Here is a 22,178-nt window from a genome sequence, read left to right as displayed (position 1 = left end):
CCAGGGGCACAGCCCCCTCCCGCCGCGCCTGGAAATCCCCCGGGGGCGGGCGCACCACAGGCCGCGCGCCCAGGAGGTCCGCCGGGTGTGGCCGCGCCGGCAGCGGCCCGTCCGGGCAATCCACCGGGAGCCGCCGCGCCTGCAGCGGCCCGTCCGGGCAATCCACCGGGAGCCGCCGCGGCCCCGCGTCCACCGCCCGTCGTCGGAGCGGCGCCAGCGGCGGCAGCCCGTCCGGCGGGCCCCGCGGCCGCGCGTCCGGCGCCGCCCACGGTCTCCGGCCCTCCGCCGGGCGCCGACGAGATTCCGGCGCTCAAGCAGCTCGCGATGGCGTTGAAGCAGCAGAACCACTTCCAGCGGCTCGGGTTGGCGGAGCAGGCGGACGGCAGCGCGGTCAAGGTCGCCTACTTCCGTCTGGCCAAGCTGTACCACCCGGACACGCTCCCGCAGGGGGCGCCGCCGGAGCTCGAGAAGCTCAAGGCCGAGGTGTTCGCCTACATCGGCGATGCATACCGGACGCTGTCCGACGACAAGAGCCGGGCGGCCTATCTCGAGGAGCTGAAGAGTGGTGGCGCCGGGGCGGAGGTGGACATCAACGCCATCCTGATGGCGGAGGAGCTCTTCCAGAAGTCGTGCATCCTGGTGAAGGCGCGCAAGTTCCCGGAGGCCGTGAAGATGTTGAACGAGGCCATCCAGCTCAACGCCGAGGAGGCGGAGTTCTACGCCTGGCGGGGCTATGCGCGGTTCTTCACGGCGGCGGACAAGAAGGCGGCGCAGCCGGAGGCGTTCCGGGAAATCCAGAACGCCATCAAGCGCAACGAGCGGTGTGCGCCGGCGCACTACTTCCTCGGGGTGATTGCGAAGCTGACGGGAGACACCGCGGGGGCGCTGAAGCACTTCAAGCGGACCGTGGACCTTCAGCCAGACCACATCGACGCTCAGCGGGAGATTCGCATGGCGGCCCAGAAGAAGTAGGGTGCGCCCCCCATCCGGAGGGGCCAGGGGCCCCGCGGGTGGAGTCGAAGGAGACAGCAACGTGTCGCTCACCGGGAAGCAACGCCGCCATCTGCGCGCGCTCGGACACCACCTGGAGCCGGTGGTCATCGTCGGTCAATCCGGCGTCACCGAGGGCGTCATCGCCGCCGTCGAGCAGGCGCTGCACGACCACGAGCTCATCAAGGTGAAGATCAACGAGGGCCCCGAGTCGCGCCAGGAAGCCGCCGCGCGCCTCGCCGAGGGCACCAGCGCCGAGCTGGCCCAGCTGTTGGGCCGCACGGCGCTGCTCTTCAAGAAGCGCAAGGAGAAGTCCAAGTTCGAGAAGTTCTGACGGACCGTCCCCGGGGCCCGGCCTCACCACGCCAGGGCTTCGGGAGCCTTCCGGAACAGGGCGCGCAACTGCGGCAGGTGTTTCTGCATCCGCTGCATCTCCCGCCAGACGGTGGGATGCGACGCCCGCTGGATGGCCTGGACGCGCAGGGCCAGGTCCTTCGCGGACGCGTCTCGCTCCTTCAGCGAGACGTACTCCGCGAGGCGTGCTCGATAAGAGAAGAACGCCTCCCTCCTGGCGACGGTCAGCACCTCCCGGTTGAGTTGAAGGACGCGCAGGGAGTACGCCGCCCGCGCGTACCCACGTGTCCCCTTCTTCCCGAGGGGAAGGATGCGGAACGTGCCCAACAGGTCGAGCCCGAGCAGCTCCATCGGGTCCTCCCCGCGAGGGTCGATGAGCCCAGGCACGCCAGCGGGCGGAGGCCGCATCACATCCCGGTGGGTCCGCCCCACTTCCAGCAAGCTCCGCGCGCGGCCCGGGAACACGGCGAACGCGTCGCGTTTCGCGACGTTGCACCCACCACAGGCATACAGGAAGTTGCGCCACGCGAAGACCTGCTCGGGATAGAGGTCCTTGGGCCAGATGTGGTCGATTTCATCGACCCCCGAGTCCTCGCAGTAGCCACAACGTCGAGCACCCGAGCACAGGTCCGTGAGCCGCTGTCGGACCACGACGAAGGTCGCGTTGCGGGAGGTGTTGCGCTGACGGAAGCGCAGCCTGGCCTCACGGACACGCTCGGCATGGCTCGTCAGCGCATCGACGTCGGACTGCCAGCTCGCGAGCCTGCGCCGAGCGGCCTCCGGCAGGTCCTTCTCCGGTAGTCGGATCACGCCCCGCCCCAGTCCTCCAGCTCATGAACGGTCATGGCCGTGGTGGGCTGGCGCTCTCGCAACCGGGTCTGCTCCTTGCGCTCCGCGGCGCTCAAGCCCTTGCGAATCTCCTTGAGGTTCAGCTCGGCCAGCCGCTGCACCTGCTTCCGCGCTCGCTCCGAGCGCGTGACGCCCTGCCCGAAGACACCGGTCCCATAGGCATCGAGCACGTTGCCGAAGACGAGCCGGTCCCGTTCCGTCCCCGTCACCTCGTGCGCCTGTTCCTTCGTCCCCGGGCGAGGCAGCCGCCAGATGCTCCCCTCATCCGCCGCCTGACAGACCAGGGGGCTGTGCGTGGTGACGATGAACTGCATCTTCGGGAAGTGCTTGCGGAACCAGGGCCCCACCTTCTGCTGCCACGTCGGATGCAGGTGGGCATCCACCTCGTCGATGAGGACGACGCCGGGCACGTCCACGCGGGAGGGGTCCTTCGGGTGGAAGACCTTCTTCGCACCGTAGGCCGCGGCGAGCTGACGGATGAGCTCGAAGGTCATGCTCAAGATGGAGCGATAGCCGTCGCTCAGCGCATCCACGGGAAGCTGATGGCCATTGCCATCGACGAAGCGAACCTCGCTCGAGGTGATGTCCTTCAGGCGCGCCTGGTGCGGCAGGAAGTCGGGCTGGTTGATGAAGGCCGTCAGCGGCCCGAGGAGCGCGCCTTCGGGCTCCTCTTCGTGCTGCTTGAACTTGAGCTGCTGGAGCCACTTGAGTCCCTCGGTCAGCGCGACGCTCTCGTCGAAGACCGAGAGATGGCGGGCAAGCCGGGGATGGGTCGAGAACAGCTTCTCGTAGATGGCGTCGCCACCGGTGAAGCGCCGGAAGGGGCCATACGACGCGGAGAACCAACCGGCGCCACTGCCCCAGACGTGCGACTCGGGGTCCACGCGTGGACCCGCATCAAGGGCCTGGGGTTCCTTCCAGTGGAACCCCTCGGGGCGGATGCCCCGAGCCGTCTCCCCAAGCTTCACATCGACCCGGAGCGGCTCCTTCAGGACCGAGCCACGTGCTCCCGGCAGCTTGTCGAGGCGCGCATCCGGCGTCAGTGTCAGTCGGACCGAGCCTGCCTTGCCCGCGTACCGCCACTGCTCCCAATCCTCGAGGAGCGCCATCGACTCGTCGGGCCCCACGAGCGCCATGGCGATGGCGCGCAGGACGGAGGACTTGCCGGAGCCGTTGTCACCCAGGATGACGTGCCATCCCGGGGCGCGCTCGGGAGGCACCTCCCAGGCAAGGCTCCGAATCGCCAGGACGTTGTCGATGGTGAATTTCGTCAGGTACATGACTCGGTCGGCAACCCTAGTCGCATCCTCGGCTCAATCCCAGGGCAGCGAAGCACCACGCCCCGCGCATCCGAGCGGACACGCATGGAGTCACTTGCCGCTGAAGCGGGCCTCGCGGCGCTCGAGGAAGGACTGGACGCCCTCGGCGGCGTCCTCCGTCTTCACCAGCTCCAGCAGTCGAGGCAGCAGCGCGGCCCTGGCCGCGTCGGGCCCTTCGTGCACCGCCTGTCGCGCGGACGCGAGCGTCGCCTGTACGCCCAGCGGGGCCTGCTTCGCCACCGTCTCCGCCAGGGCGAGCGCCCGCTCCAGGTGCCGGCCGCGCTCCACCACCTCCTGCACCAGGCCGATGCGGTAGGCCTCGCGCGCGTCGAACTCGTCACCGGTGAGCAGCCACCGCATGGCGTTCCCCCAGCCCGCGCGCTGCGGGAAGCGCACGGTGGCACCGCCGAACGGGAAGATGCCGCGCTTGATTTCAATCTGTCCGAAGCGCGCGTCCTCCGAGGCCACGGTGATGTCCGCCGCGAGGACCAGCTCGATGGACAACGTGAGACACAAGCCCTGGACGGCGAGCACCAGGGGCCTGGTGCGCGGCGGGCCCTGGATGCCCCACGGGTCGATGAACCCCTCCGCGTAGAGCGGCTCGCCGCTGGAGAGCGCGGGCGCGACGCTCGCGAGGTCCAGCCCCGCCGAGAAGTGGTCGCCCACCGCGAAGATGACCATGCACCGCACGTCCGGATGCCGGTCCGACTCCGTCACCGCGGACGAGAGACCGCGCAGCATGCCCACGTCGAACGCGTTGCGCTTCTCCGGCCGATGGATGCCGATGAGGGCGAGGTGTCCGCGCACTTCCAGGGTGATGCGAGGGTCCGACGGGCTCATGGGCGCTCCACGGTGAAGGTGGACGCGCATTGTCCGCCACGCGGCGCCGCGCGCACCATCACGTGCGTCACGCCGTCCACCGCACGACGTTCAGACACGGCCCACCGTCAGCGCGTGAAGCCCGCAGTGCTCGCGGCCAGCTCCGCCGCCACGCCCAGACGCTCCAGCAACGCGGGCCCGAAGTACTGCCTGCGCGACTCTCCGCCCTTCGCGTTCACCAGGTCCGGCGTCTCCACATAGCCCACGTACCCTCCCGCGAGCCCCAGCACGCCCGAGGCCCCCGTGCGCCGCACCAGCTCCGCGCCCGCATCCACCGTGGGCTCGCCCGGCACCGTCACCAGCTCCAGCGGCCCCAACACCAACGCGGACACCTCGGCCACACGCTCGGCCGAGCCACACAACAAGTTATCCCCAGCCGCCCGGGTGAAGGCCGGCACCAGCCGCGACGCATCTGGCCGGGGCATCACCGCCTCCGCGCGCGCCAGCGACAGCCGCACCGACGGCCCCGCCGAAGCCAGGGGCGCCTTGCCCGCCAGCTCCGACAAGGCCCGCGCGAAGCCCGACACCCGCTCCAGCCCCTGCCCCTCCGAGTACGCCACCGACGCGTTGCCCACCGCGCCCTGCAACAACAGCGTCACGCCGCTGCCCTCGGACTCGCGCAGCGTGCTCAAGCGGCCCGGATAGTCCGGGTCCACGTACGCGCGCTGCCGGGGCACCATCGCTGGATGCGCCGCGAAGAAGAGCAGCTCCGCCACGGGCGCTGCCTCACCGCGCAGCACCGCGCGCGTCAGCGTCCCATCCGGCGCGGTGCCACCCGAGCGCGTGTAGACATACGAGGACTCCTTCGCCTCGCCCAGCTCCAGCGTCACGTCCGTGAGCGAGGAGGCGGCCTGCCCGAGCGCGGCGCTCGCCGCGGCCACCACCGTCGCTTCCGAGTCCTCCCGATAGCGCCCCGTCCCCACCAACTGCGACACCAGCCGTGAGTCATATCCCCCGAGCGACGAGTGCGTGTGCGTGGCCAGCACCAACACATCCTGCAGCCCCAGCGTCTTCGCGTGCTCGCGCACCCGCGCCGTCACCACCTCCGTGACGAGCAGCAGCTCCAGCGACACCAGCCCCACCCGCGAGCCCCCCGCCTCCAACACCACCGCGCGCGCATGGAGCGGCGGGTCGGACTGCGTCGCTTCGGGACGAGGCGGCGAGTACCCCGCCACCACCACGGGGAACGGCGGCACCAGCGCCACCTTCGCCGCGCCCGCGCGCAGCGGCCCCTCGCCCTTCACCTGCGACAGCAGCACCGGCGCACGCTCCGCCCACGTGCCGCACCAGTTCCAGGAACCCAAGGCATAAGCGGCACCCACGGTGAGCAAGACCAGGGGAAACAGGGAACGCCAGGAGGCTCGTCGTGGAAACACCATGCGGTGCGCAGACTAACGGCATGCGGCACTCGCCGCGAGGCTCGTCTGCCCACATCGGCCGACTCCGGCGACGGGTGGAATACCCACCAGAGGGGCGTGCGTTCCTGTTCCGCTCACCGCCCGAAAGGAGTAAGGCAGCGCGCCATGTGCGGCATCTTCGGAATCACGGGACACGCCGAGGCCTCCAACCTGACGTACCTGGGGCTGCACGCCCTGCAGCATCGCGGGCAGGAGTCCGCGGGTATCGTCGCCTCTGATGGTCATGGCCTGCGGGCCCACCGTCAGATGGGGCTGGTGGCGGACATCTTCGATGCGCCAGTGCTCGCCGGCCTGCCCGGTCAGTCGGCCATCGGCCACGTGCGCTATTCGACGGCGGGCGGCAGCCAGCTCAAGAACGCGCAGCCGCTCTTCGTGCAGTACGCGGGCGGACAGTGCGCCATCGCGCACAACGGCAACCTGGTCAACGCGGCGACGCTGAAGGAGAAGCTGGAGGCCGACGGAGCCATCTTCCAGTCGGACGCCGACACGGAGGTCATCCTCCATCTGCTCGCGCGCTCGCGGCAGGGCAGCTTCGAGCAGAAGCTGGTGGAGGCCCTGCGCAAGGTGGAGGGCGCCTACAGCCTGCTGGTGCTCACCGAGAACAAGCTGGTCGCGGTGCGAGACCCGCTGGGCATCCGGCCGCTGGTGCTGGGGCGGATGAAGGAAGGCGCGTACGTGCTCGCCAGCGAGACGACGGCGCTGGACCTCATCGAGGCGGACGTGGTGCGCGAGCTGGAGCCCGGTGAGCTGCTGGTCATCGAGAACGGCGTCATGCGCACGAGCAAGCCGTTCGCGGAGCCGGCGCGGCTGGGCCGGTGCATCTTCGAGCAGGTGTACTTCGCGCGGCCGGACTCGGTGCTGTTCGGCAACAGCGTGTACGAGGTGCGCAAGCGCATGGGCATGCAGCTGGCGCGCGAGCAGCCGGCGCCCAACGCGGACCTGGTCATCGCGGTGCCGGACTCGGGCGTGGCGGCGGCCATCGGCTTCTCGCAGCAGAGCGGGATTCCGTATGACGTGGGGCTCATCCGCAGCCACTACGTGGGCCGGACGTTCATCGAGCCGCAGCAGTCCATCCGTCACTTCGGCGTGAAGCTGAAGCTGTCGGCGGTGCGCAACGTCATCAAGGGCAAGCGCGTGGTGGTGGTGGACGACTCCATCGTGCGTGGCACGACGAGCCGCAAAATCGTGAAGATGATCAAGGCGGCCGGCGCGCTGGAGGTGCACCTGCGCATCTCCTCGCCGCCGACGAAGTGGCCCTGCTTCTACGGCATCGACACGCCCAGCCGGCAGGAGCTCATCGCCGCCAGCCACAGCACGGACGAGATTGCCCGCTACGTCACGGCGGACTCGCTGGGCTACATCTCCATCGAGGGCCTGGGCGAGGCCGTGGGCGACCCCAGCCGGGGCAGCTTCTGCACGGCGTGCTTCTCCGGTCAGTACCTGCTCGGGGAGATGGCCGGCTCCGGCCAGGAAGCCAACAAGCTCACCGCCTGACGCCGCGCATGCGCGCGTGAGGCCCCAGGCCCCCTGCCCTTCACCGGGTCGGGGGCCTTCGTCGTTTCAACGGCTGGGTGCCGTGGAGGGCGGAGGCGGCAGGGGCGAGCCCGCGATGAAGTCCGCGAGGTCCGAGGGGAGCGGCGCCGAGAACGAGACCTCCGCGCCGGTGCCGGGGTGCGGGAACACGATGCGCTCGGCGTGCAGGGCGTGTCGGGGCAGTCGCAGTCGAGCCCAGGCCTCGGGCTCCAGGCTGTGCTTGCTGAAGCGGTCGAAGTAGCCGGGGTCCGGGCCGTACATCTTGTCGCCGACCAGCGGGAAGCCCGCCTCACGCAGGTGGATGCGGATCTGGTGCTGACGTCCCGTCTCCGGGAAGCAGCGCAGGAGCGCGAAGGGCTCACCATCGCGGGTGAAGCGCTGGAGCACCTGGAAGCGGGTCCGGCTCGGCTTGCCCTCGACGGCGTCGATGCGTACCGCGATGCGGATGAGCTCGGTGCCCTCGGCGATGGGGGCATCCACGGTGAAGGTGTCCTCGGGAGGATGTCCTTCACTGAGGGCGAGGTACTCCTTGTGCACGTCGCGCGAGACGAAGAGCCGGCCGAGCACACGGCAGGCATCGGTGGTGCGACCGCAGACGACCAGGCCGCTGGTTTCGCGGTCCAGACGGTGCGCGGGCTCGGCGAAGCGCTCCCCGAAGCGCTCGCGCAGGATGGAGACGAGGGTGCCCTTGTGGTAGCGCGCCGTCGGATGGATGGGCAGGCCGGCGGGCTTGTCGAGCACCAGCAGCCATTCATCCTGGAAGACGACAGGCAGCGTGGTGGGCGTCTCCGGCTCCTCGCTGCCGGGGCGACGCAGGCGGAAGGCCAGTCCGGGATACACGGGCGTGGAGGGCTTCAGCCGCCGTCCTTCGCAGCGGACGCCACGCAGGATGATGCCGGCCAGACGCTCGCGCGGCATGCGGCGCAGCTTCTGGCCCAGGTAGTCCTCCAGGCGCCAGCCCGCATAGTTGGGCTCGACGACGAAGGAGATGTCGACGAAACCCTCGGGAGCGGCGTCCGACGCGGGCGCACGACTTGAGCCCTCCTGTTCGGAGGGCTCCTGCTCAGGGGCGGAGTCCTCCGCCGATGAATCCTTCTCGCCGTGCATCACCTCCGCGCTCTAACACGGCGCGAGACGGCGCACAGTCCGAACCCTTCAGGGTCGGGAGGCCTCACGACGAGGCACCACCCGAGCCAGCGCGGAAACAGAAGGACCTGCGCATCGAAGCGGCTTCACGCCGACGTCGACGAGCCCCTGCGGAAACACGCCACTTGGAGGAGTCCTCACTCCCCCGCCGCGTACGCGGTCACAGCCTCACGCGGATGCAGACACGCGCCACACGGTGAAGCCCAAACAAGTCCCCGTCGCTTCCGCCCTCACAACGTCACACCGAGGCGGGCACACGCCACGTGGTGAAGCCCACACAGGCCCCCGTCACATGCGCACTCACATCCTGGCGCCGAGGCGGCACGCGCCACACGGTGAAGCCCCCACGGAGCCCCACCGTGCGCCGTCACACGCTCACGCCGAAGCCGCGCGCCGGGCGTCGTCGCTCACGCCCAGGAAGCGCGCAAACAGGTCCGCGATGCGCTCGCCGGAGCGCCCATCCCAGTACTCGGGGATGCGGCCCTTCTTGCCCTGACCATCGAGCACGCGGTCCGCGGACTCGCGGATGCGGTCCGGGTCCGTGCCCACCACCTCGTTGGTGCCCTGCTCCACCGTGATGGGGCGCTCGGTGTTCTCGCGCAGCGTGAGGCACGGCACGCCCAGCGCCGTGGTCTCCTCCTGCAGTCCACCCGAGTCGGTGAGAATCAACTTCGCCTGCGACGTCAGCGCGAGGAACTCCAGGTAGCCCATCGGGTCCACCGGGCGCAGGTTCGGGCTGCGCTCGAACCACGAGCCCAGGCCCTGCTCCGAAATCATCTTCCGCGTGCGCGGGTGCACCGGGAAGATGACCGGCACGCGCGAGGCCACGTGCGCGATGGCGGACAGCAGGCCCCCCAACAGCTTCGGGTCATCCACGTTGGAAGGCCGGTGGAGCGTGCACACCGCATAGCCGCGAGGCTCCACGCCCAGGGTCTTCAGCACGGGCAGCTGGTCCGCCCGCTCCTTCGAGGCGAGCAGCGAGTCGATCATCACGTTGCCCACGAAGTGGATGCGCTCCGGGTCCGCGCCCTCCTTCAGGAGGTTCGCGTCGGCGTCGCGAGAAGGCGTGAGCAGCAGGTCGGACAGCCGGTCCGTGACGACGCGGTTGATCTCCTCCGGCTGGTGCCGCGAGTAGCTGCGCAGGCCCGCCTCGACGTGCGCGAGCGCAATCCCCAGCTTCGACGACACGAGCGCGGCGGCGACGGTGCTGTTGACGTCACCGACGACGGAGACCAGGTCCGGCTTGTGCTCGAGGAACACCCGCTCGAGCTCCACCATCGTCTTGGCCGTCTGCTGCGCGTGGCTCCCGGAGCCGATGCCCAGGTGCACCTCGGGCGCTGGCAGCCCCAGGTCCGAGAAGAAGACGTCGCTCATCTTGACGTCGTAGTGCTGTCCCGTGTGGACCAGGACCTGCTGGAGCTGATTCCGCGCGGCGATGGCGCGGTGGATGGGCGCGACCTTCATGAAGTTCGGGCGCGCGCCGACGATGTGGATGACCTTCTTCATGTCGCCAGCCAAGCTAGGCACGCCGGGTCGGATGCCTAGTGGCTGCGGGGCGCCCACCCATCCGGGGGCCAGCGTCCGTTCTGAATCTGATAGACGGAGTGTGCCATGCCCTCCTCGCGCACCATCGCCGTCATCCCCGCCCGTCACGCCAGCACCCGCTATCCGGGCAAGCCGCTCGCCCTCATCGCCGGCCGTCCCATGGTGGAGCATGTCTGGCGCCGCTGTCAGGAAGCAGGCGTCTTCCACGAGGTCTGGGTCGCCACCGACGACGAGCGCATCCGCGCCACCGTCGAGTCCTTCGGCGGCCGCGCGGTCATGACCAGCCCCGCCTGCGCCACCGGCACGGACCGCGTGGCCGAGGTCGCCCGGGCCCGTCCGGACGTGGACGTCTGGGTGAACGTGCAGGGCGACGAGCCCCTGGTCGACCCGGCCGCGCTCGAGGCCCTCGCCGGCCTCTTCGACGACACCGCCGTGCGCATGGGCACCCTCGTGCGCCCCCTGGAGGCCGACGAGGCGGAGAGCCCGCACGTGGTGAAGGCGGTGCTCGCGCTCAACGGCGACGCGCTCTACTTCAGCCGCAGCCTGGTCCCCCACGCCCGCGAGACGGGCACCCCCGTCCCGCGCTGGGGCCACATCGGCCTGTATGGCTACCGACGCGACGTGCTGCTGCGACTCGCGGAGCTGGCCCCCACGCCGCTCGAGGAGACGGAGAAGCTGGAGCAGCTGCGCGCGCTGGAGCACGGCATCTCCATCCGCTGCGCCCGCGTCTCCTGGCGCACGGTGGCCGTGGACATCCCCGCCGACGTCGCGAAGGTCGAGGCCGTCATGCGCGAGAAGGGCCTGTTGTAGTCAGAGCATCGGCAGCTCATCGCTGTAGGCCCCCAGTGGGAACGCGGCCTCGATGCGCGCCAGCTCCTCCCGAGACAGCTTCAGCGACGCGGCCGCGGCGTTGTCACGCAGGTGCGCCACGCGGCCCGCCTTTGGAATGGCGAACAGCGAGGGCCTGCGCACCAGGAACTGGAGCGCCACCTGCCGGGGCGTGACGCCATGCGCGCGGGCCACCGCCTCCAGCACGCGCCCGCCCGGACTGTCGGGACGAGGGAAGCGCCCGTTGCCGAACGGGCTGTAGCCCACCACCGCGATGCCACGCGCCTCGCACCAGGGCAGCACCGCGTGTTCGATGGCGCGCTCCTCCAGGTGGTAGAGCACCTGGTTGCACGCGACGCGCTCCGGCTTCGCGAGCTCGACGAGCTCCTCCAGCTCCGCCACACCGAAGTTGCTCACACCCCACGAGCGAATCTTCCCGTCCGCCACCAGCTTCTCGAAGGCGCGCACCGTCTCCTCCAGCGGATGCGAGCCGGGCCAGTGCAGCAGGTAGCAATCCAACACGTCGGTGCGCAGCCGCTTCAGGCTCCGCTCACACGCGGCCAGCGTACCCGCGTACGTCGCATTGGACGGCATCACCTTCGACACCAGGAAGACCTCCTGGCGCCGGCCGGCGATGGCCTCCGAGACGATGGACTCCTCGACGCGGCCATGGCCGTACAGCTCCGCGGTGTCCACATGCGTGAGCCCCAGGTCCAACCCCGCGCGCAGCGAGCGGATGGCCTCGTCGCGGTCATCCTCCTCCATCTGCCATGTCCCCTGCCCGAGGACGGGAACCTGCCTGCCGGTACCGCCGAAGACGCGCTGCTCCATGGCCTACCTCCGTGTCCGGAAGGATGAGCACCTCCCACCCGCTCCGACAGCCGGGAGCCGTGCGAAGCGGGAAACTCCGCGCTAGTCTCCGCCGGTGTCCGCCCGCCCGTCACCCGCCAAGCCCCGGCTCCCCTCGCGTGTGACGCTGGGTCGCCTGCTCACCCTCGCCCGGCCCGAGGTCCCTACGCTCGTCGTGGGCACCCTCTTCCTGCTGCTCAGCAGCGCCGCCACGCTCGTCTTCCCCCGCGCCATCGGTGACTTGGTGGACGAGGCGCTCGGCGCGCGCAGCCGCGACAAGCTGGACACCATCGCGCTGGTGATGTTCGCCGTCTTCGTCGTGCAGTCGGTGGCCATGGCGCTGCGCGCCTACCTCTTCAGCACCGCCGGCGAGCGCGTGGTGACGCGGCTGCGCAAGCGCCTGTTCCAGAGCCTGCTGTCCCAGGAGGTGGCCTTCTTCGACGAGCGCCGCACCGGGGAGCTCACCAGCCGGCTCGCCTCGGACACGAGCGTCCTGCAGAACACCGTCACCACCAACGTCTCCATGACGCTGCGCTACACCTTCCAGGCCCTGGGCGGCGTGGCGCTGCTGTTCTTCACCTCGCCCCGGCTGACGCTGGTGATGCTCGCGCTCATCCCCGCGGTGGCCATCGGCGCGGTGGTCTACGGCCGGCGCGTGAGAGTGCTGTCGCGCCAGGTGCAGGACGCGCTCGCCGCCTCCAGCGAGGTCGCCGAGGAGGACCTGTCGGGCATCCGCACCGTGCGCTCGTTCGCCGCGGAGGCCCACGAGGTGGAGCGCTACGGCGCCGCGGTGGACCGCGCGCTGGCGCTGGCCAAGGACCGCGCGCGCCAGTCCGCCGTCTTCATGGGCGTCGCCTCGCTGGCCATGTACGGCTCCACCGCGGCCATGCTCTGGTACGGCGGTCGCCTGGTGGTGGACGGCGAACTCACGGTGGGCGCGCTCACCTCGTTCCTCATCTACACCTCGCTCGTCGCGCTCTCGCTGAGCGCGGTGGCGGAGGTATGGGCGGACTTCATGCGCGCCAGCGGCGCCGCGGAGCGCGTCTTCGAGCTGGTGGACCGCGTGCCCGCCATCCCCGCCGGAGGCCACCAGCTGCCGTCCGTGAAGGGCCACGTGGAGTTCCGCGGCGTGCGCTTCGCCTACCCCACGCGCGCGGACGTGCCGGTGCTCCAGGGCCTGGACCTGGAGCTCAAGCCCGGCGAGGTCGTCGCCGTGGTGGGCCCGTCGGGCGGAGGCAAGTCCACGCTCGCCTCGCTCATGTCGCGCTTCTACGACCCGCAGGGCGGCGCGGTGTTGCTGGACGGACATCCGCTCACCACGCTCGAGCCCGAGTGGCTGCGCCGCAACGTCGGCATGGTGGCCCAGGAGCCGCAGCTGTTCTCCTGCTCCATCGCGGACAACATCCGCTACGCCAGGCCCGACGCCACCGACGCCCAGGTCGAACACGCCGCGCGCGCCGCCAACGCCCACGACTTCATCCAGCGCTTCCCGGAGCGCTACAACACCCAGGTGGGTGAGCGCGGCGTGCAGCTGTCCGGCGGCCAGAAGCAGCGGGTCGCCATCGCCCGCGCGGTGCTCAAGGACCCGCGCCTGCTCATCCTCGACGAGGCGACGAGCGCGCTCGACGCGGAGAGCGAGCACCTGGTGAAGGACGCGCTGGAGCGCCTGATGAAGGGCCGCACCACGCTCGTCATCGCCCACCGCCTGTCCACCGTGGCCAACGTGGACCGCGTGCTCGTGCTGGAGTCGGGCCGCATCGTCCAGAGCGGCACCCACGCCAGCCTCATGGGCCAGGACGGCCTCTACCGCCGCCTGGTCGAGCGCCAGTTCGTCGCGGCCTGAACGGCCGCCTACCCTCCGCGTCCTTCGCTCATCGCACCGGAAAGTGGCGCGAAATCAGGGGGGCGATTAGTTGTTCCGGCCTCAAGAAAGGAGGTGATGCCTTGACCGACAGCAAGAGTCAGGCGTCCACCTCCGCTTCGGTGGCCTGAAACGGCTTTCCGTCGCGGTGGAAGACGCTAAAGGTTTCAGGGGCCCGTCTCCGCACATGCGGGGGCGGGTCTTTTACTTTCCGCTCGGGAATGGAAGTCCCGACAACCTGTTCCGACGCGCCGGGGGGAGTGGCCGACCCTTGACGTACCCATCCGGGAGATTCGCCGTGTCCATCACCCCGTGCCCCAGCCCTCTGCCCACCGCCCTGCGTGACGAGGAGTCCGTCCAGGCGCAGCGCAACCTGTACTGCCCCAACTACGACGCCTGCCTGCACATGGTGGTCAAGCGCGGCTGGGAGGGGTGGAGCTGCCGCAACTGCGACTTGCGCGACTTCCGCGTCGGACAACCCGACGTCCGGGAGTTCGCCGTGTCTCGCCCGGGTGCTTGGGACGGCAACTGAGGTGGCGTCAGCAGGCGTACCGGTCGACCCCCCGTCCGGCGCAGAATAATTGACGCATCCCTGCCCTACTTGGCAGAACGGGATATGCGCTCCAAGAAGACCAAGTTCATTTTCGTGACGGGCGGAGTGGTCAGCTCCCTCGGCAAGGGCCTCGCCTCGGCCTCCATCGGCGCCCTGCTGGAGAACCGTGGCCTCGCCGTCACGTTGCTCAAGCTGGACCCGTACATCAACGTGGACCCGGGCACGATGAGCCCGTTCCAGCACGGCGAGGTCTTCGTCACCGAGGACGGTGGCGAGACCGACATGGACCTGGGTCACTACGAGCGTTTCACCAACGCGCGGATGAGCCGGCTCAACAACTTCACGTCGGGCCGCATCTACCACGCGGTCATCATGAAGGAGCGCCGCGGCGAGTACCTGGGCAAGACGGTGCAGGTGATTCCGCACATCACGGATGAAATCAAGGCGAGCGTCCGTCAGGCGGCCCAGGACGCGGACGTGGTCATCGTGGAGGTGGGCGGCACGGTGGGCGACATCGAGTCGCTGCCCTTCCTCGAGGCCATCCGCCAGATGCGCTACGACGTGGGCAGCCAGAACGCCGTCTACGTGCACCTGACGCTGTTGCCGTACATCGGCGCGGCCGGCGAGGTGAAGACCAAGCCCACGCAGCACTCGGTGATGAAGCTGCGCGAAATCGGCATCCAGCCCGACTTCCTGGTGTGCCGCACGGACCGCGAGGTGTCGCGCGAGCTCAAGGACAAGATTGCGATGTTCTGCAACGTGGACACCGGCAACGTGTTCACGTCCCCGGACGTGCGCAGCATCTACGAGCTGCCGCTGGAGCTGCACCGGCAGGGCCTGGATGACCGGCTCGCGGAGGTGCTCAACATCTGGAGCCGCGCGCCGCACCTGGAGCGCTGGGAGAACATCATCCGCAAGGTGTACGAGCCCGCGCGAGGCCAGGTGCAGGTGGCCATCGTCGGCAAGTACGTGAACCTGACGGAGAGCTACAAGAGCCTCAACGAGGCCTTGCTCCACGGCGGCATCGCCAACGACGTGAAGGTCAACCTGCACTTCGTGGACAGCCAGGACGTGGAGGCGCAGGGGCCCGAGAAGCTGCTCGCCGGCGTGGACGCCATCCTGGTCCCCGGCGGCTTCGGCGTGCGGGGCACCGAGGGGAAGATCGCCGCCGTGCGCTACGCGCGGGAGAAGAAGATTCCGTTCTTCGGCATCTGCCTGGGCCTGCAGATGGCGGTGGTGGAGTTCAGCCGGAGCGTGCTGGGGCTGCCCAACGCGAACAGCCTGGAGTTCAACGAGCACACGCCGCACCCGGTGGTGACGCTCATGGAGAGCCAGGTGTCGGTGCAGGACAAGGGAGGCACCATGCGCCTGGGCAGCTACGCCTGCGCGCTCAAGCCCTCCACCCGTGCCCACCAGCTCTACGGCCAGGACCTCATCCAGGAGCGCCACCGGCACCGCTACGAGGTGAACAACGCCTACCGCGGCCGGCTGCAGGAGGCGGGCCTGGTCATCTCCGGTCATAATCCGGAGCTGAACTTGGTGGAGATGATTGAACTGTCGGACCACCCCTACTTCGTCGGCTGCCAGTTCCACCCCGAGTTCAAGAGCAAGCCCTTCGCCCCCCACCCCCTCTTCTCCGGCTTCATCAAGGCCGCGCTCGACCAGCGCGACGCCTCCGCCGGCCAGGTGCGCGCATGAGCGCCAGCAGCCTTCCGATTACCCTCTGTGGCCACAAGGTTGGCCCGGGACAGAAACTCTTCGTCATCGCCGGCCCGGACAGCATCGAGTCCGAGGAGATGGCGCTGAAACATGCTCACTTGCTCAAGGGCATCACCCGCCGGCTGGGCGTGCCCTATGCCTTCAAGTGCTCGTATGACAAGGCCAACCGGACAAGCGGGAAGTCCTTCCGAGGTCCTGGCCTCCGGGAAGGGCTGCGCATCCTAGCGCGTATCAGGGATGAAGTGGGCGTCCCGGTCCTCACGGACGTCCATGAAACCAGCCACGTAGGTCCTGCCTCGGAAGTTGTGGATATCATCCAGATACCGGCGTTCCTGTGCCGGCAGACGGACCTGGTCGAGGCGGTGGCCCGCTCGGGAAAGGGCGTGAACTTGAAGAAGGGACAGTTCGTGGCCCCCAAGGACATCGTCCACTCGGCGCGCAAGGCGTTCGAGACGGGCAACCCCAACGTGCTCGTCACCGAGCGGGGCTCGACCTTCGGCTACAACAACCTGGTGGTGGACATGCGGGGCCTGGCGCAGATGCGCGAGGCGGGCCTGGCCGTGTGCTTCGACGCCACGCACTCCGTGCAGCAGCCCAGCTCCGGGGACGGGGTGACGGGAGGCGACCGCAAATTCGTCTCACTGCTCGCCCGCGCTGCCGCGGCCGCCGGGATTGATGCATTGTTCACGGAAGTCCATGAGGACCCTGACCGTGCCCTGTGTGACGGTCCGTGCTCCCTCAATCCACAGATGTTCGAGGACGTGGTACGAAATGTGCTGGATATCCGCCGGGTGTTGGGACACGAGCCCGGCTGATGAACACGACGAGGGGAGCCGAGCAGACGATGCAGACGGACGCACCTTCCAAGCCTGGAAAGGAAGAGCTGACGTCCCGCGCGGCGCGCGTGCGGCTCTTGGTCTTCGACGTGGACGGGGTGCTCACCGACGGCGGCCTGTATTACGGCGACGGCGGGGAGCTGATGAAGCGCTTCGACGTGAAGGATGGCCACGCCCTGGTCATGGCCCGGCTGTCGGGCCTGCCCGCCGCCATCCTCACCGCTCGCACCTCGGGAATCGTGGAGGCACGCGGGCGGGAGCTCGGGCTGGCGGCTGTGTTTCAAGGCCGCCGGGACAAGGGTGCCGCACTGGACGAGCTCCTCCAGCAGCTGGGCGTCCCCCACGAGGCCTGTGCCTACATGGGGGATGACCACAATGACCTGGCCCCGCTGTCGAGGGTGGGCTTGTCCGCGTGTCCCGCGGATGCAGTTCCCGAGGTGCGTCAGGAGGTCCACTTCGTGGCTCAGAGCCCGGGAGGCCGTGGGGCCGCCCGGGAGCTCGTGGAGCTCTGCCTCAAGGCCAGTGCCCGTTGGGACGGGGCCGTGGGTCTGATGAGGGGGACTGATGGACGCAGTGCGCAGAGAGGTTGAAGGAAACCCCGTATTCAAGGTAGGTGGTTGATTCCATGGGCAGCGGAATGATGCAGCAAGAGGGGAGTACGGCGATGACGGACCAGCTCTACACGACGCACGACATCAGTCGTTTGCTTCAGGTGGATCCGTCCACGGTGAGCAAGTGGATTGACCGGGGCATCCTGATGGCCTTCAGGACGCCGGGCGGTCACCGCCGGGTGCGCTCGGCGGACCTGCGCACCTTCCTCATCGCGCACCAGATGCCGGTTCCGGAGGAGCTGGGCAGCGGCACGGTGCGGCTGTTGGTGGTGGATGACGAGCGGGCGGTGCTGGACGCCGTCAAGCGCGCGTTCAAGCCGTTCTCCGCGCAGGTGGAGCTGCAGACGACGACGAGCGGCGTGGAGGCCCTGCTGCTGGTGTCCGAGCAGAAGCCGCACGGGATGATCATCGACCTGAACATGCCGGACATCGACGGCCTCGAGGTCTGCCGCCGCATCCGCGCGCGCAAGCAGATGGAGGGTGTGCGGCTCATCACGATGACGTCCATGCACACCGCCGACGTCGTGGAGCAGTCCAAGCAGGCGGGCGCGCTCGCGTGCCTGGCCAAGCCGCTCGATGTGCAGCAGGTGCTGGAGCTGTTCCGCGTGCCCATCTCGCTCGGCGCCAAGCGCTGAGGTCGGGAGGGCTTCCGCCGCCCCCTCGCGGAAGCCCTCGACAGGGGTGAAGAAGGAGGAAGCCGCGCCGTTCTTCCGTGGACAGCGGCCTCCCAGGAGGGGTGTGCGCGCGATTCGACGCCTCGCGCGACAATCAGCCCTGGACCTTGACCTCGATGACCCGAGGCTTGGACTCCTCGCGTCGAGGCAAGGTGAGCGTCAGCACGCCCTGCTCGTAGCGCGCCTCCACCTTGGTGGCGTCCACCGTCTCCGGCAGAGAGAACGAGCGCGTGAAGCCGCCCTGCGCGCGCTCCTGGCGGCGCACGGTCACGCCCTCGGCGACGGGCTGCGCCTTGCGCTCGGCCTTCACGGTGAGCACGTCGCGCTCCACCGTCACCTGGATGTCCTTGGCGTCCACGCCCGGCATGTCGAGGTGCAGGGTGACGCCCGCCTCGGACTCGAGGATGTCGGCGGCGGGCACGCGCTCGCGGACCGCGGACTGACGGAAGAAGCCCGGCTGGGCGAACTCACGGAAGAGCGCGTCGAAGTCGCGCATCAGGGGGTTCACCACCACGGCGGAGTTGAACGGGTTGCGATTCTGCATGGTCTTCTCCTGTGCGTGACACTCCTCTGGCGGAGTGCACGGTGTGTGAATCACAGACGTTGTCGTTGTCGGCGGTTGCGCCTCGGGGGCCCCATCGGGGCTCCACTCCAGCGCCGCCTCACAAGACTCAAGAGAACCATGCTCCGGGACGTGTCAAGCAACGCCCCCGGGCCCTCGCGGCTCCCACCCTGCCCGCACGCCTGCTCTGCGGACCGCCGGGCGAGGGCCTTCCGGGACGGGCGGACATGGGCGACTTCAGTCGTCGTCGCGGGCCAGCGCCACGGCGTAGGCCTCCTCGTCGCGGGACACGTGCACCGTCCACGGGCGGCAGCAGACGGGGCAGTCCTCGATGTAGCGCTCCGCGCTGGCGCCGATGGGGTCCACGTCGACCTCCACCTCCTCGCCACAGTAGGGGCACTGCTGGATGGCGGCTTCCGCGAAGGGCTGCATGATGGTGCCTCCTCGCCCTCGTAGCGGGCGAAAGCGTCGCGGACTGAGCGTCCGCGCCGTCAGACGGTAGACTCCCGAGCCATGGCTTCTCCTTCCCGCAATCGCATCGGCGAAATCCTCGTCAAGGCCCGCGTCATCGACGAGCTCCAGCTCCGCAGCGCCATGGCCACCCTGGACCAGTGGGGCGGGCGGCTGTCGCGCGTCGTCTCCGACCTGGGGCTGGCCACCGAGGACACGATTACGGAGGCCATCTGCCAGGGCCTGGGGATGCAGCGCGTGCAGCTGGGCAACATCAGCCGGGACGCGGGGGCGCTCTCGCGCGTGGATATGACGCTGGCCGAGCAGAAGGCCGTCTTCCCCGTCACGCTCAAGGACAACGGCAAGACGCTGGTGCTGGCCATGGCGGACCCCACGGACCTGGCCACGCTGGACCAGGTGGCGGCCCGCAGCCGCGCCCGGGTGGTCCCCATGGTGGCGGGCGAGCGTGAAATCGAGCACGCCATCCTGCGGCACTACCGGGGCCAGGAGCCGGTGGTCAGCACCCGCTTTTCTCCCTCGCGCAACCAGTCCTCGGACACGCAGGCCACCGTCGACGAGCAGGAGGACGAGTTCAAGGTCGTCGACATGAGCGGCAAGACGGTGGTGAAGCGCATCGCCGACATCGTCCCGCCCGAGTCGCCCGCGGCGGCGCCAGCCCCCCGCGCTCCGGAGCGGCCCGCACCGCCCGCGGCGGCCCAGGGGTCGAGCGCGGCGGACATCCTCGACGAAATCCTGGCCGGCGGCCCGTCCACCTCGCCCGAGTGGACGGACGAGGACCTGCAGCGGCTGCAGACGCTCCAGCAGAACCAGGAGAAGAGCTCCAAGATTCTGCGCGCCCTGCTGGAGCTGCTCCTGGAGAAGGGCAAGCTGCAGCAGCGCGAGCTCGCCGCCAGGATGCGCCTGTAGCGCTCAGCCCGCCTCCTGGAGCTCCCGCCCGGTGAGCCCCAGGAGGTAGAGGATGGTGTCCAGCCCGCCGGCGGAGATGGACGTGTCGGCGGCCTCGCGCAGCCGGGGCTTGGCGCGGAACGCAATGCCCAGCCCCGCGCGCTCCAGCATCAGCAAGTCATTGGCGCCGTCGCCCACCGCGATGACCTGCTCGAGCAGGATGCCCTCCTGGGCCGCGAGCTGCTCGAGCAGCTCCGCCTTGCGGCGCGCGTTGACGATGGCCCCGACGGTGCGGCCGGTGAGCCTGCCGCCCTCCGCCTCCAGCACGTTGGAGTAGGCGTGGTCGATGCCGAGCCGCGCCTTGAGCGCCTCGGCCGCCACGGAGAAGCCGCCGCTGATGACCGCGGTGCGGTAGCCCAGGCGCTTGAGCACGCGCACCAGCGTCTCGGCGCCCTCCGTGAGGGGCAGGTTGGCCGCGAGCCGGTGCAGCACGTCCACGTCCAGCCCCTTCAGCAGCGCCACGCGCTGGCGCAGCGACTCGTCGTAGTCCATCTCCCCCTGCATGGCGCGCTCGGTGATGCGCGAGACCTGGTCGCCCACGCCGTGCGCGCGCGCCAGCTCGTCGATGACCTCGATGCGGATGAGCGTGGAGTCCATGTCCATCACCACCATCCGCTTGCCGCGCCGGAACAGGCTCTCCTTCTGCAGCGCCACGTCGAAGGTGTTGTCGCGCATGGACAGCGCCAGCAGCGAGCGCTTGAGCACCTGGGGCTCCAGCGCGGGCGGCAGGGTGACGTGCAATTCCATGGAGCCCAGGTGCGGCTCGGACAGCCGGACGATGCGCTCCACGTTGGCGCCCGCCTGGGCCAGGTGCGAGGTGAGCGAGTGCAGCTGCCCTGCCCCCAGCGCGCGCCCCACCGCGGTGACGACGTAGCGCGCGGGCATGGGAGCCCCGGAGTCCGGCGTCTCCACCGCCTGGAAGTCCAGCGCCACGCCCAGCTCCCGCGCGGCGAAGAGCAGCGCCCGGGGAATGCCCACCGACTCGGGCAGCCGCACCAGCAGGCACAGCGTCAGGCGGCCCTGCACCACCACCTGCTCCACGTCGAGCAGTTCGGCGCCCGCGTCCGCGAGCAGGCCGGTGAGGCGGGCGGTGATGCCGGGGTGGTCCTTGCCCGTCACGGTGACGAGCACACAGCCTGGAGCAGTGGAGGTCATGGCGCGCGGCACAATGCCATGACCCCGCCTGGACGGGGCGGACGCCGCGAGGCCCCCACGTCGTGCCTGCCTGCAACCCGGTGGCGGAGGGCCAGGGCACGGCCTCTCCACGCCACCGTCCACACGGGGGGCGAGCCTCACGAGGAGACCCGCGCCCGGGAGCGCGTCACTGCTGGGGCGACTCGGAGGACAGGATGAGGTCGCCGCGGACGAGGAACTCCTTGTCCGGGAAGGCCTTGTAGAAGTCCTCGAGCATGGCGTCGACGTCCGGGTAGCGCTGCTCGCGCTTGTCCTGGGTGGCCTTGTCGAAGAGCTGGTCCAGGCCGCTGGGCGCCTCGGGGTTCACCTCCGAGGGGAGCGGCGAGCGGCGGCCCGGAATCTGCCCGGTCAGCATCTCGTAGAGCAGGATGCCCAGCCCGTACACGTCCGCGGAGGGGCCCGGGTCCTTGGCGCCGCGGTTCATCAGCTCCGGGGCCATGTACGCCATGCCGCCGGTGCCCACGAAGACCTGGGGCATGCCCTTGGTGGCGTCCACCTCCACCACGCGGCCCAGGCCGAAGTCGGACAGCTTGGCGTTGCCGTAGGCGTCGAAGAGGACGTTCTCCGGCTTGAGGTTGTGGTGCGTCAGCCCCGTGGCGTGGGCCGCGCGCAGGCCGTAGGCCATCTGGAGGAACGTGCGCAGCGCGAAGGGCACCGGCACCCCGCTGCCACCGCCCGCGTCCAGCCGCTCCTTCAGGCTGCCGTTCATCAGCTCCAGGACGAAGTAGGGGCGGCTGGCCTCCACGTTCTGGTCCACCACCTGGACGATGCCGGGGTGACGCACCTGGGCCTGGGCGCACAGCTCCTTCTTCAGCCGCTTGAGCACCTCACCGCGCTGCAGGAAGGAGAAGTACCCGAAGATGTCCTTGAGCTCCTTCAGGCAGATGTCCAGCCCCAGCGCCGTGAAGCGGCCCTTGAAGACGGTGCCCAGCGGGCCCGTGCCGATGGGGTCGAACTTCTGGTAGCGCAAGTCCAGCTCCGTGCCCTTCGGGGCGACGGGCGCGGCGGCGACGGGAGAAGTGGCGGCGGGAGGGGGCATGGA

Annotated in this window: 22 protein-coding genes; 11 read left to right on the top strand and 11 right to left on the bottom strand. The window is 69.6% G+C overall.

The window, feature by feature from the left end:
- Nucleotides 1-87: 87 nt before the first annotated feature.
- Both FL311_RS25225 and yhbY read left to right on the top strand, forming a co-directional pair.
- Nucleotides 88-972 carry a J domain-containing protein gene (locus FL311_RS25225; RefSeq protein WP_228557064.1) on the top strand — a complete coding sequence of 295 codons (885 nt, stop codon included), beginning with the start codon at nucleotides 88-90 and terminating at the stop codon, nucleotides 970-972.
- Between the two features lie 61 nt (nucleotides 973-1,033).
- Nucleotides 1,034-1,324, top strand: coding sequence for a ribosome assembly RNA-binding protein YhbY (gene yhbY / locus FL311_RS25220; RefSeq protein ID WP_141328741.1), 291 nt, complete (start codon nucleotides 1,034-1,036; stop codon nucleotides 1,322-1,324).
- 23 nt (nucleotides 1,325-1,347) lie between these two features.
- On the opposite strand, the gene FL311_RS25215 is transcribed toward yhbY, so the two are convergent.
- The 4 genes from FL311_RS25215 to FL311_RS25200 all read right to left on the bottom strand — a co-directional run bounded on the left by FL311_RS25215 (nucleotide 1,348) and on the right by FL311_RS25200 (nucleotide 5,770).
- Nucleotides 1,348-2,154, bottom strand: a complete 807-nt coding sequence (locus FL311_RS25215; RefSeq protein ID WP_141328739.1) for a hypothetical protein — start codon at nucleotides 2,152-2,154, stop codon at nucleotides 1,348-1,350.
- Nucleotides 2,151-3,473 (bottom strand): AAA family ATPase, encoded by a 1,323-nt coding sequence (locus FL311_RS25210; RefSeq protein ID WP_141328737.1) that lies wholly within the window; start codon nucleotides 3,471-3,473, stop codon nucleotides 2,151-2,153. Before FL311_RS25210 ends, FL311_RS25215 begins: the two co-directional genes overlap by 4 nt.
- Nucleotides 3,474-3,563: 90 nt before the next feature.
- Entirely contained in the window at nucleotides 3,564-4,352 is a 789-nt protein-coding gene (locus FL311_RS25205) for a crotonase/enoyl-CoA hydratase family protein (protein WP_141328726.1), read from the bottom strand.
- A gap of 107 nt (nucleotides 4,353-4,459) precedes the next feature.
- Nucleotides 4,460-5,770 (bottom strand): neutral/alkaline non-lysosomal ceramidase N-terminal domain-containing protein, encoded by a 1,311-nt coding sequence (locus tag FL311_RS25200; protein ID WP_141328724.1) that lies wholly within the window; start codon nucleotides 5,768-5,770, stop codon nucleotides 4,460-4,462.
- Nucleotides 5,771-5,914: 144 nt separating this feature from the next.
- Here FL311_RS25200 and purF point away from each other — a divergent pair, with 144 nt between their 5' ends.
- Nucleotides 5,915-7,303, top strand: a complete 1,389-nt coding sequence (gene purF / locus FL311_RS25195) for an amidophosphoribosyltransferase (RefSeq protein ID WP_141328722.1) — start codon at nucleotides 5,915-5,917, stop codon at nucleotides 7,301-7,303.
- 66 nt (nucleotides 7,304-7,369) lie between these two features.
- On the opposite strand, the gene FL311_RS25190 is transcribed toward purF, so the two are convergent.
- Nucleotides 7,370-8,449: an RluA family pseudouridine synthase gene (locus FL311_RS25190; protein ID WP_141328720.1), complete on the bottom strand. Its 1,080-nt coding sequence runs from the start codon at nucleotides 8,447-8,449 to the stop codon at nucleotides 7,370-7,372.
- A gap of 414 nt (nucleotides 8,450-8,863) precedes the next feature.
- Entirely contained in the window at nucleotides 8,864-9,994 is a 1,131-nt protein-coding gene (gene wecB, locus FL311_RS25185) for a non-hydrolyzing UDP-N-acetylglucosamine 2-epimerase (protein WP_141328718.1), read from the bottom strand.
- 105 nt (nucleotides 9,995-10,099) lie between these two features.
- Here wecB and kdsB point away from each other — a divergent pair, with 105 nt between their 5' ends.
- Entirely contained in the window at nucleotides 10,100-10,843 is a 744-nt protein-coding gene (gene kdsB / locus FL311_RS25180; protein ID WP_141328716.1) for a 3-deoxy-manno-octulosonate cytidylyltransferase, read from the top strand.
- Here kdsB and FL311_RS25175 read toward each other — a convergent pair whose 3' ends face one another.
- The gene (locus FL311_RS25175) at nucleotides 10,844-11,692 is read right to left on the bottom strand and encodes an aldo/keto reductase (RefSeq protein WP_141328714.1); all 849 of its coding nucleotides are present in this window, start codon (nucleotides 11,690-11,692) and stop codon (nucleotides 10,844-10,846) included. It abuts the gene before it with no gap.
- A gap of 139 nt (nucleotides 11,693-11,831) precedes the next feature.
- Between FL311_RS25175 and FL311_RS25170 the strand changes: the two genes are divergently transcribed.
- The 6 genes from FL311_RS25170 to FL311_RS25145 all read left to right on the top strand — a co-directional run bounded on the left by FL311_RS25170 (nucleotide 11,832) and on the right by FL311_RS25145 (nucleotide 17,925).
- Nucleotides 11,832-13,553 carry an ABC transporter ATP-binding protein gene (locus FL311_RS25170; protein WP_228557063.1) on the top strand — a complete coding sequence of 574 codons (1,722 nt, stop codon included), beginning with the start codon at nucleotides 11,832-11,834 and terminating at the stop codon, nucleotides 13,551-13,553.
- A 316-nt stretch (nucleotides 13,554-13,869) separates the two neighbouring features.
- On the top strand, nucleotides 13,870-14,103 hold the full coding sequence (locus FL311_RS25165; RefSeq protein WP_141328710.1) for a hypothetical protein: 234 nt from the start codon (nucleotides 13,870-13,872) through the stop codon (nucleotides 14,101-14,103).
- A gap of 84 nt (nucleotides 14,104-14,187) precedes the next feature.
- Nucleotides 14,188-15,822: a CTP synthase gene (locus tag FL311_RS25160; RefSeq protein ID WP_141328708.1), complete on the top strand. Its 1,635-nt coding sequence runs from the start codon at nucleotides 14,188-14,190 to the stop codon at nucleotides 15,820-15,822.
- Nucleotides 15,819-16,658, top strand: a complete 840-nt coding sequence (kdsA, locus tag FL311_RS25155; protein WP_141328706.1) for a 3-deoxy-8-phosphooctulonate synthase — start codon at nucleotides 15,819-15,821, stop codon at nucleotides 16,656-16,658. Before FL311_RS25160 ends, kdsA begins: the two co-directional genes overlap by 4 nt.
- Nucleotides 16,659-16,687: 29 nt before the next feature.
- Nucleotides 16,688-17,269: an HAD family hydrolase gene (locus FL311_RS25150; RefSeq protein WP_046717472.1), complete on the top strand. Its 582-nt coding sequence runs from the start codon at nucleotides 16,688-16,690 to the stop codon at nucleotides 17,267-17,269.
- Nucleotides 17,270-17,304: 35 nt separating this feature from the next.
- Complete coding sequence (locus tag FL311_RS25145; protein WP_046711239.1) at nucleotides 17,305-17,925, top strand: response regulator; 621 nt, start codon at nucleotides 17,305-17,307, stop codon at nucleotides 17,923-17,925.
- A gap of 133 nt (nucleotides 17,926-18,058) precedes the next feature.
- Here FL311_RS25145 and FL311_RS25140 read toward each other — a convergent pair whose 3' ends face one another.
- Together FL311_RS25140 and FL311_RS25135 are read right to left on the bottom strand one after the other, a co-directional pair.
- A complete protein-coding gene (locus FL311_RS25140; protein WP_141328704.1) occupies nucleotides 18,059-18,508 on the bottom strand; it encodes an Hsp20/alpha crystallin family protein in 450 nt (149 codons plus the stop codon).
- Between the two features lie 255 nt (nucleotides 18,509-18,763).
- On the bottom strand, nucleotides 18,764-18,958 hold the full coding sequence (locus FL311_RS25135) for a CPXCG motif-containing cysteine-rich protein (protein WP_141328702.1): 195 nt from the start codon (nucleotides 18,956-18,958) through the stop codon (nucleotides 18,764-18,766).
- Nucleotides 18,959-19,039: 81 nt separating this feature from the next.
- Here FL311_RS25135 and FL311_RS25130 point away from each other — a divergent pair, with 81 nt between their 5' ends.
- Complete coding sequence (locus FL311_RS25130; protein ID WP_141328700.1) at nucleotides 19,040-19,903, top strand: general secretion pathway protein GspE; 864 nt, start codon at nucleotides 19,040-19,042, stop codon at nucleotides 19,901-19,903.
- Nucleotides 19,904-19,906: 3 nt separating this feature from the next.
- Here the strand turns inward: FL311_RS25130 and serB are convergent, their stop codons facing one another.
- Together serB and FL311_RS25120 are read right to left on the bottom strand one after the other, a co-directional pair.
- On the bottom strand, nucleotides 19,907-21,097 hold the full coding sequence (gene serB / locus FL311_RS25125; protein WP_141328698.1) for a phosphoserine phosphatase SerB: 1,191 nt from the start codon (nucleotides 21,095-21,097) through the stop codon (nucleotides 19,907-19,909).
- 166 nt (nucleotides 21,098-21,263) lie between these two features.
- Nucleotides 21,264-22,178 (bottom strand): serine/threonine-protein kinase (locus FL311_RS25120; RefSeq protein WP_141328696.1); only part of this gene is annotated, 915 nt, incomplete at its 5' end.

The sequence above is a fragment of the Myxococcus sp. AB025B genome, from assembly GCF_006518215.1.
Taxonomy (GTDB): Bacteria; Myxococcota; Myxococcia; order Myxococcales; family Myxococcaceae; genus Myxococcus; species Myxococcus fulvus.
This window is presented reverse-complemented; position numbering and strand designations above follow the sequence as displayed.